This is a genomic window from Crenobacter oryzisoli, assembly GCF_030385785.1.
Classification (GTDB): Bacteria; Pseudomonadota; Gammaproteobacteria; order Burkholderiales; family Chromobacteriaceae; genus Crenobacter_A; species Crenobacter_A oryzisoli.
This window is the reverse complement of the sequence record NZ_JAUEDK010000055.1, coordinates 21,133-30,638: the sequence shown is the minus strand read 5'-3', so window position 1 is coordinate 30,638 and position 9,506 is coordinate 21,133. Positions and strand designations below refer to the sequence as shown.

General features: G+C 58.6%; 7 protein-coding genes. 2 read left to right on the top strand and 5 right to left on the bottom strand.

Going from position 1 to position 9,506, the window contains the following annotated elements:
- Positions 1-289, top strand: a 289-nt coding sequence (locus tag QU481_RS20225) for a transposase (RefSeq protein ID WP_289828758.1), incomplete at its 5' end; no start/stop codon positions are given.
- A gap of 121 nt (positions 290-410) precedes the next feature.
- Entirely contained in the window at positions 411-1,331 is a 921-nt protein-coding gene (locus QU481_RS20220; RefSeq protein ID WP_289831815.1) for a transporter, read from the top strand.
- Between the two features lie 10 nt (positions 1,332-1,341).
- On the opposite strand, the gene QU481_RS20215 is transcribed toward QU481_RS20220, so the two are convergent.
- The 5 genes from QU481_RS20215 to QU481_RS20195 are packed head-to-tail and all read right to left on the bottom strand — an operon-like array spanning position 1,342 to position 9,492.
- Positions 1,342-1,932, bottom strand: coding sequence for a PqiC family protein (locus QU481_RS20215; RefSeq protein ID WP_289831814.1), 591 nt, complete (start codon positions 1,930-1,932; stop codon positions 1,342-1,344).
- Positions 1,929-3,545, bottom strand: coding sequence for a PqiB family protein (locus QU481_RS20210; RefSeq protein ID WP_289831812.1), 1,617 nt, complete (start codon positions 3,543-3,545; stop codon positions 1,929-1,931). The genes QU481_RS20215 and QU481_RS20210 overlap by 4 nt, the downstream gene beginning before the upstream one ends.
- Positions 3,520-4,806 carry a paraquat-inducible protein A gene (locus tag QU481_RS20205; protein WP_289831811.1) on the bottom strand — a complete coding sequence of 429 codons (1,287 nt, stop codon included), beginning with the start codon at positions 4,804-4,806 and terminating at the stop codon, positions 3,520-3,522. Before QU481_RS20205 ends, QU481_RS20210 begins: the two co-directional genes overlap by 26 nt.
- Positions 4,803-6,257, bottom strand: coding sequence for an efflux transporter outer membrane subunit (locus tag QU481_RS20200; protein WP_289831810.1), 1,455 nt, complete (start codon positions 6,255-6,257; stop codon positions 4,803-4,805). The genes QU481_RS20205 and QU481_RS20200 overlap by 4 nt, the downstream gene beginning before the upstream one ends.
- Before the next feature lies 1 nt (position 6,258).
- Complete coding sequence (locus QU481_RS20195) at positions 6,259-9,492, bottom strand: efflux RND transporter permease subunit (protein ID WP_289831808.1); 3,234 nt, start codon at positions 9,490-9,492, stop codon at positions 6,259-6,261.
- Positions 9,493-9,506 lie beyond the last annotated feature (14 nt).

The window sequence follows — 9,506 nt, the reverse complement described above, 5'->3', positions numbered from 1 at the left end:
GTTTGTGATCGTCGATGGCCATCCGATCCACAAGGCGAAGCTGGTCAGGGACTATGTGGAGAGCTTGGAAGGCAAGCTCAACCTGTTCTACTTGCCGCCTTACTCGCCGCAACTGAATCCGGACGAGCAGGTCTGGGCGCACGTGAAGCGCCAGGTATCAAAGCGTCTGGTGCAAAACCATGAGGAAATGAAGCGGCTAGCAATCGGCGCCTTGCGTCGAATCCAAAAGCTACCCGGGCTGGTGAAATCGTTCTTCCGCCAGCCTGAGTGCCAATATGCCTGCCAGTGACAATACTTTTGCAAAGCTTAGTAATAACGGCGATAGATAGGCGAAATCAACGATGTTCCCTGTATCGCTTTGTTTGCAGTGGCACACCGTTTGGCGGCCGCACCTCCGGTGAAAGCGTCTGATGAAGCGAGCACTGTTATGTCATAGGCTGCTATTTGCCAGTGCAGTTGCATTGCTGCAGACGGCAACAACCCTCGCACAGGAATTGGAGCCGCGCACCTACTCGGCATCGCCGATTGGGACCAACTTCCTGGTCGCAAACTATACGTACCTGACTGGAGATGTCCTGACGGACCCTTCCCTGCCCATCACCGATGTGCAGGCGCACATCAACCTCGTTGCGCTCGGTTATGTACGTACCTTTGGCATTGCCGGCCACAGTGCCTCACTGGGTTTCGGACTACCGTTCGCGAGCGGCGACATGAGTGGCAATGTGATCGATGCGCCACGAGAAGTGCATCGCGCCGGCATCGGAGATGTACGGCTACGATTCGCCTTCAATCTCATTGGAGACCCGGCGTTGACCCCAGAGGAGTTTGCCAAGCGCACGCCCCGCACCTCTCTGGGAGCAAGCCTGACCATGACTGCGCCAACTGGACAGTATGTCCCGTCTCGGCTCATCAATGTCGGAACCAACCGCTGGTCGTTCAAACCCGAGATCGGCATATCGCAACCTATCGGCCAATGGTTTGCAGAGGCATCGGCCGGAGTCTGGTTTTACACGGACAATAACAACTTCTTCGGCGGCAACCGACGCAGCCAAGACCCGCTCGCGGTGCTCCAGTTGCATACGGGTTATAACTTCCGGCCAGGGTTATGGATTGCCGGCGATCTCGGCTACGATACAGGTGGTCGAACCCAGCTCAATGGGATACCCAATCAGGACCGCCGAGCCAATGTGCGCTACGGCATGACATTCGCAGCCCCCATCGCTGACGGCTGGTCAGCCAAATTGGCACTGTCTAATGGGTTCGTCACGCGTGCCGGCGGCGACTACAAGGCCGTCATGCTCACACTGCAGTACCGCTGGTTCGACCGCTGACCGACAGCTTTCAATGCGGCTGATTCGTGCGTATGGCTGACGCAATATCACGGCTCACCGTGGCAAGGGCACGATCATGCCCCGCGACAAGGGCGCCATAGCCCTGCTCCTTCACCGGCTCCTGTGCGACAGTGCGCCCCAGGACAGGAGTAGCACGCCCCGGCGGCCGAACCGTCCACAGGGCCTCTACCGTGACGGCTGTCCCCGGCACCGAATCAAATCGGACGATATCCACGCGCACACGCCATGTCGATGCCGTATCCGATCCCGAATCGAACATCGACACATGATCCGAACCCAGCTGCTGGGCAAGGTCGGCGGCAATCACCCTTGCAATATCGCTTTTCAACGGTGCGGCCCAGCGCGCAAATTCGTTCAGCGCCACCTCGTCGCCGGCTAGGCGCGTGACAATCTGCGGCCGATCGACAAGATCCGGCACCGTAACCGGACTCACCACGACATGAAGAGGCATTGCCGCCCCACTCGGCGCCAGCGTCGCAGCGGGGCTAAGCGTATAAAAACTGGCCTTTGGCGAGCTGCTGCACCCCTCAAGCAGTGCGGCAAACAAGGCGAGGATGACGAACAAAATCAGGCGTATCACGGTTTGTCCTCCAGCTTGCCACGAATCAGCGCCTCCGGATGCCGATCCAGGTAATCGGCAAGCGCACGGAAGGCGGCAGCGGTGCGCGCCAGTTCTCGAACCGCATCGGCGGTGTTCTGCTGCAATGCCGAGTCCGGCTGAAGGACTGCATTCGCGGAATCGAGCGCCCTATGGGCCGCCGCCAACGTATCATTGGCCTGCGGAATGAGCGTGTCGAGGTTCGTTAGCAGCACATTTGCACTTTGCAGCGTCTTCCGCGTATCTTTGCCGATTCCTTCAAATGGAATGGTATTCAGCTTCGCTACCAAGCTCGTCACCGAATCCTGCAGCGATTGCAGTTTGCCCGGAACGGATGGCAGCTCGGGCGGGGTCGTGTCCCAATCGACTTTCGCTTTCTGCGCACCGGGGAAGAAATCGAGCGCGAGATAGAGCTGTCCGCTCAGCAAGCTGCCTGTCCTCAGCTGTACACGAAGCCCACGCTCGACCAGGAAGTCCGCCAACTGTTTAGGATTGTCGCTAAGCCGCCCCCCCTTCTCACCGGTCTTGTAGCGTGACGTGAAACGTTCCGGATAAAGATTGATTTCAACGGGGATGCTGAACTGGCGGGTAGCCGGATCAAAGTGCGTATAGATACCGGTGACCTCGCCAACGACGATGCCGCGAAAATCGACAGGGGCGCCAACGGCCAGGCCACGTACCGATTCGGTAAAGTCCACTATATACGTGTTGACGATTCGATCATGCCGTTTCATCGCCTCTGCACGGTCGTGGTACAACGTGAATTGCGTGTGCGCCGCAGCGACTGACGGTGGGAACACTCCCCCCGACGATTCAAACGCAATGCCGCCGATCATGATAGACACCAACGACTGCGTATCGACTCGTATGCCGTTAGCATCCAGCGACACATCGACACCGCTGGCCTGCCAAAACCGCGTATCAGCTTCAACGAACTTGTCGTACGGTGTATTCACGAACACCCTCAACGTAACACCCTTGCCGTCTGCGTCGAGATCGTACGCAGTGACCTGCCCAACCTGCAACCGGCGAAAATAGACGGGCGAGCCCGTGTCGAGCGAGCCCAGGTCCTTCCCTTTCAGGATGAACTCACGGCCGGGAACATCACTGGGGAATACAGGTGGGGATTCGAGACCAACGAAATCGCGGCGCGCTTTCACCGCGTTGCCGACATCCATCCCGATAAACGATCCGGACAAGAGCGTACTCAAACCGGAGACCGAGCCTCCCGAAATGCGGGGGCGCACCACCCAGAAACGCGTGTTGTTGACGAGGAGTTTTGCCGCATCCTTGGAAATCTCTGCCTTCGCCACGACGCGCGAGTGATCGGGCGACAGGGCCACCGCCTCGACGATGCCGATTTCGACATCCTTGAACCTGATCTTGGTCTTGCCCGCCTCCAGCCCTTCGCCGGTCTTGAAGCTGATGGTGATTGCCGTCCCCTGCTCAAGAACTGCCTTGACCGCAAGCCACCCGCCGATCAACACCGCAACGATAGGCACCAGCCACACGAGTTGCATGCGCCAGCGCGAGCGCGAAGCAGCAACCGCCTCGGGAAGGTCTGGTAATTCATTGTTGGGTTCGGGTCCAGGCATGATTTTTCTCCGCTTCATCCCAGATCAGGCGCGGGTCGAACGACATCGCGGCAAACATCGTCAGCACGACGACCGCCCCGAAGGCAATCGCTGCAGGACCGGCCTTGATGGTCGCCAGCGCCTGGAACTGCACTAGCGCGACAAGCATGGTGATCACATAAATATCGAGCATCGACCAGCGACCGACGAACTCGACCAGACGGTAGATGCGGGTGCGCTGCTCGGGTAGCCAGCGCGAGTGAAACTGCGTCGAGATCACCAGGTAGCTCAGAGCAAGGATTTTGAGCATGGGCACCGCAACACTCGCGATGAACACGATGACTGCGAGCGACCATGATCCGGAGACCCACAGATAGACCACGCCACTCATGATCGTGTCGGTCTGGGCGCCGAACAGCGAACTGGTGTACATCACCGGTAGTACGTTTGCCGGGATATACAGCACCATGGCGGCGATCAGAAACGCCCACGTATGCGACAGGCTCGCCGGCCTGCGCAGATGCAGCATGGCGCCGCAACGCGGACAAGACAGATCGTGTGCCTGTGCCGGGAGCTTCATGAGTAACCCGCAGTCGTGGCACAGCGCGAGATGGTGTCCCGCCGCCGAGGCGGCACCGTGCAACGCCATCCCTCCGTTCCCCTCCGCACCTGGCGATTGCACCACGGAGATGCGCGACCACAGCGCTCGCTCATCGAATGCAGCACTGGCGGCCGCCAGTACCAGCATCAGTAAGCCGAATGACCACAGCGCCTCCCCTGGCACGATGCTCGCGATATGAGCCAGCTTGACCAGCGCTACCAGCAGGCCAAGGATCAGTACCTCGGTCATTCCCCATGGCTTGGCTAGATGAAACACCCGAAACACCTGCGCAGCCTGCCAAGGCACGCGGTGCAATCGCAACGGTAGGAGCATCCAGAGCATGGCCCCTATCTGCAGAGCAGGCATCAGGATGGTCGTGGCAAAGACGAGCCCTGCGATCGGCCACATTCCATCCAGATACAACACGCGTACGGAACCGAACAGTGTCGTATTCACGTGCGTCCCGCTGACCGAAAGGCCGACAATCGGGAACACATTGGAAACGATGAACAGTACGAACGATGCCAGGCTCAAAGCCAAGGCCCGCTCCAGGCTGTTCGGATGGCTCCGGTACAGTTCCGCATTGCAGCGCCGGCAACGCAGCGTACCGCCAGCGGATATAGGCACCGCTCGCTGAAGCAAATCGCATTCGTGGCAGGCAATCAGTTCGGTATGGCTCATCGCTGCACCTGCGCAACCGGTACGGACGAAGGCGTCGTCATGTGTTCCGCCTTGACGACCCAGCCCCCGCCCATGGCCTTATAGAGGTTGACGAACGACGTCAGTACCGTGCTCTGCGTTTGCGTATACTGCAGCTCTGCATTGAACAGGCTGCGTTCGGCGTCGAGCACTTCGATGTAGCTCGTGTACCCTCCCTCATACCGCAGTCGAGCAAGCTGCGCATAGGTTCGTAATGCGTCCACTTGCTTGCCTTGTGCGTCCAGTTGCTCACGTGACTTTTGCGCGGCAATCAGCGCATCATCGACTTCCTGGAACGCGACCTGGATCGCCTGCTGGTAGCCATAGAGCGCCTCTTGTTGGCGGGCCTCCGCCTGATGCACCTGCCCGGTAATGTAGCCGCCGGTGAAGATCGGTTGCGTCACTGTTCCGGCGTACGACCAGACTCGCGCTGGGCCAGTGAACAAATTCGAAAACGCGGAGCTGACGGAACCTAAAAGCCCCGTCAGTGAGAGCGACGGGAAGTACTGAGCACGCGCGGCTCCGATCAGCGCGTTTTGCGCAACCAGATTTTGCTCGGCCAGCAGTAGATCGGGGCGACGCTCGAGAAGGTCGGACGGGATGCCCGCGGGTACCACCGGTATCCCCAGTGCCGCGAGGTCTCGACCGCGCAGGATAGGCTCAGGATTGTGGCCGAGCAGGACGGATAGCGCGTCTTCCTGCTGAGCAATCTGCGCTTCGAATTGCGGAATTGTCGAACGCGTAGCCTCGTACTCGGACTGGCTTTGCGCCAGTTCCATCTGCGACACTTCTCCGCCCTCAAAGCGCAGCGTAAATATCTTCACCGAACCGGCCCGGCTTGTCGTCGTCGCTTGAGCGATCTCCAGCTGCCGGTCGAGGTTGCGCAGATTGATGTATGACGATGCCACAGCGGCCACGAGCGCAAGAATGGTGGCGCGACGGCCATCTTCACTCGCGAGCAGGTTGGCACGCGCCGCTTCTGTCTCACGACGCAACTGGCCGAACAAGTCGATTTCCCAGGCAACGGACAGTGATGCCTGGTACTGGTTGTAGACGGGATCGATACCTGCTGGCAGCGGTATCCCCACGCTCTTTGACGCACGCTGGCGCGACGCGTCAAACCCTGCATTCACCTGTGGGAATAATGCTGAACGCGTACTCATTAACCGACCGTAGAACTCGTCGACACGAGCGGCCGCAATCTTGACATCGCGGTTTTCCGCCAATGCTGTGGCAATGAGCGCATTCAGCACCGGATCCTGGAATTGCTCCCACCACGTCGTGTTGACGACATCCTCAGCATCCTTGTGTTCGAAGCGGAATGAGGGCGGAACCTCCACCTTGGGCCGCGCATAGTCGGGACCGAGCGTACAGCTGCTCAATCCCAGTAGCAGGAGCGGCACAACAAAACACACACCAGCAACTCGGCGCATGTCAGTCCCCTTCATGGCGCGCGGATGGCGTAGTCTGTTGCGAAGTGCCCCCGGCCGGAGCGACGGGCGGCAGGGACTCGCCAGGCTGCCCCGGCCCCGAGTCAGGAGTCTGCTTGCCTCCGCTCGAACGCGACGATAGCGACTCGAGCAGGTAATAGAACATTGGGATGAAGAACACGGCGATGGCCGTCGCACCGAGCATCCCGCCGATCACGCCCGTGCCAATCGAATGGCGGCTGTTCGCCGACGCCCCCATTGCGATCGCAAGTGGCACGCAACCAAGGATGAATGCGAGCGACGTCATAACGATCGGGCGCAGCCGTTCATCGGCGGCCTTCAACGTTGCGTCGATGACAGAGGCACCCGCTTCGCGGTTCAACACGGCAAACTCAAAGATCAGGATCGCATTCTTCGCGGCCAATGCTACCAGCATGGTCAGCCCGATCTGGAAGTAGATATCGTTATTGAGCCCGCGCAGCAAAATAGAGAGCAATGCACCGAACAGGGCAAACGGTACCGCCATCAGTACCCCAAACGGCAACGACCACTTCTCGTACTGTGCCGCGAGGATCAGGAACACCATGATGAGGCCGAACACGAATACCGCCCCCGATGTCCCGCCAGACTTACGTGCTTCGAAGGCTTCGCCGCTCCAGGCTAAGCTGTAGTCCGGCGGCATTTGTGCTCCGATCTCTTCCAGCGTGCTAATCACCTGAGCCGAACTGTAACCAGGAGCCGCGTTGGCAGTGACCAGGACCGCCGGGAAATTATTGAAACGCGTCACCAGATCAGGACCGGTGACGTACTTGTAAGTCACCACCGATTTGAGCGGAACCATGCTGCCATTTTTACTGCGCACAAAAATCTGATCGAGATCCTGTGGCTTGAGCCGGTACGACGGATCCGCCTGGAGGATGACCTGCCACAGTCGGCTAGAGCGGTTGAATTGCGATACATACAGCGAACCGAACATCGTCTGCATCGCGCTGTAGACGTCTTCGACCGGCACTCCGAGTGTTTCCGCTTTGTCGCGGTCCACGTTGACCAGCAGTTGCTGCGACGACGCATTGAAAGTTGTCGTGACGCGGGCAAGCTCCGGCCGCTGTTTCGCCTTCTCCACGAAGTTCTGGACAACGTCCGCGAGTTGCCCGATGGTTGCATCGCCCTTGCTTTGTATCCACACCTCCGTACCACCGGTTGTGCCAAGCCCTGGGATGGACGGCGGATTGACCGGAAGAACAACCCCCCCCTTCACCGTCGAAAGGTTCTGGTAGGCATCGACCAGCACTGCGCGCGCGTTCTGCGTCTTGACGTTTGCGAACTTGTAGCGCTCATCGAACCCCTTCAGGCCGACAAAGAAGGCCCCGGCATTATTCTTGTTCTGGACGTCGAGCAAGCTGTAGCCATCCACGGTCGTGATGCTACTCACCGCCTCCTGCTTCATGAAGTAATCGGTGACCTGCTGCGATACGTCGCCGGTACGATCAAGGCTCGCCGCGTCCGGCAGGATGGTCGCGCCGAGCAGATAGCCCTGATCTTCGGGCGGCAGGAATGCAGTGGGGATGGATTTCACCATCACGACTGTGAGCACGATCATGCCGACAAACAACATTAATGCGATCACAAAGCGCTTGATGACGAATTGCACCGCACGCGTGTAGCCTGCCGTCATTCGCGCAAACACGTTCTCAAACCATTTGAAGAAGCCTTTCTTTTCATGATGCGTGCTCTTGAGCAGCAACGAAGCCAAGGCGGGTGACAAGGTCAACGCCACAATGCCCGAGATCACCACCGAGATCGCGATGGTAATGGCGAACTGCTTGTACAACTGACCAGTGATCCCCCCCAGAAAAGCCACCGGAACGAACACGGCGCACAACACCAGCACGATCGCAATGACCGGGCCTGTCACTTCATCCATCGCGCGCTTTGCGGCGTCCTTTGGATTGAGCTTGAACACCGTCATGTTGCGCTCGACGTTCTCGATCACCACAATGGCATCGTCCACCACAATCCCGATGGCGAGCACCATCCCGAAGAGAGTCAGCATGTTGATCGAAAAGCCCAGCGCCTCCATGCCCATACAGGTGCCGACAATCGAGACAGGTACAGCCACAATGGGAATTAGGGTTGCGCGCAGACTTTGCAGGAACACGAATACGACGATCACAACCAGCACGAGCGCTTCGAAGAAGGTGTGGACCACGTCCGAGATGGAAGCGCGGGTAAAGTCAGTCGTGTCCATCGCGATCTGGTATTCGATACCTGCAGGAAACGATTTCTTCATTTCTGCAAGGGTGGCACGAACCTGGTTCGATACGTCGAGGGCGTTTGCTCCTGGCTGTTGATAGACCGCGATAACCGTAGCCGGCTTGCCTTGAAAGCGGCTACGGATCGAATAATCCTTTTGCCCGAGCTCCGCCCGGCCGACGTCCTTGAGCCGAACAATCGCCGCACCTTGGCTCGCGGCGCGGATGATGATGTTGTCAAACTCAGACGGTTCTGCCAGACGACCCGTGGTCGTAACCGCAAATGATTGCTCGACCGGTTTTCCAGTCGGCGATTGGCCGATGCGCCCGACAGCAAACTGCTGGTTCTGGTTGGCAACTGCCCGTTGCACGTCTGCCGCCGTGATGCCCAGTTGCGCCATGCGGTCCGGCTTGAGCCAGATACGCATGGCATAGTCAGGCGTGCCAAAAATGCTGGATTGGTTGGCGCCAGGGATGCGCTTAAGCGCATCGAGCACATAAATATTGGCGTAGTTGGCAATATAGGTCGCGTCATAGCGTTGATCTGGCGAATAGATCGCAATCACCATCATGAACGCCGATGATTTTTTCTGTACCTGAATGCCCTGCGCCTGTACCGATTGCGGTAGTTGCGGCAGCGCCAGGTTCACACGGTTCTGTACATCAACCTGAGCAAGTTGTGGGTTGGTGCCAATCTCGAAGAAGGCATTGATTGTCAGATTGCCAGTGGATGAACTCGACGAGTTCATATAAATCATGTTGTCGGCACCATTGACCTGCTGCTCAATCGGTGCTGCCACGTTATTAGCCACGACATCCGCGCTCGCCCCTGGATAAGTGGCGGAGATCGTGATCTGCGGCGGGGTAATGTCAGGGTACTGGGCGATCGGCAGCGCAAACATGGCCAACGCGCCACCCAGCGTAATGACAATAGAGATGACTGACGCGAAGATCGGCCGGTCGATACAAAAATGGGGAATGTTCATAAGTGGCCCGCCCC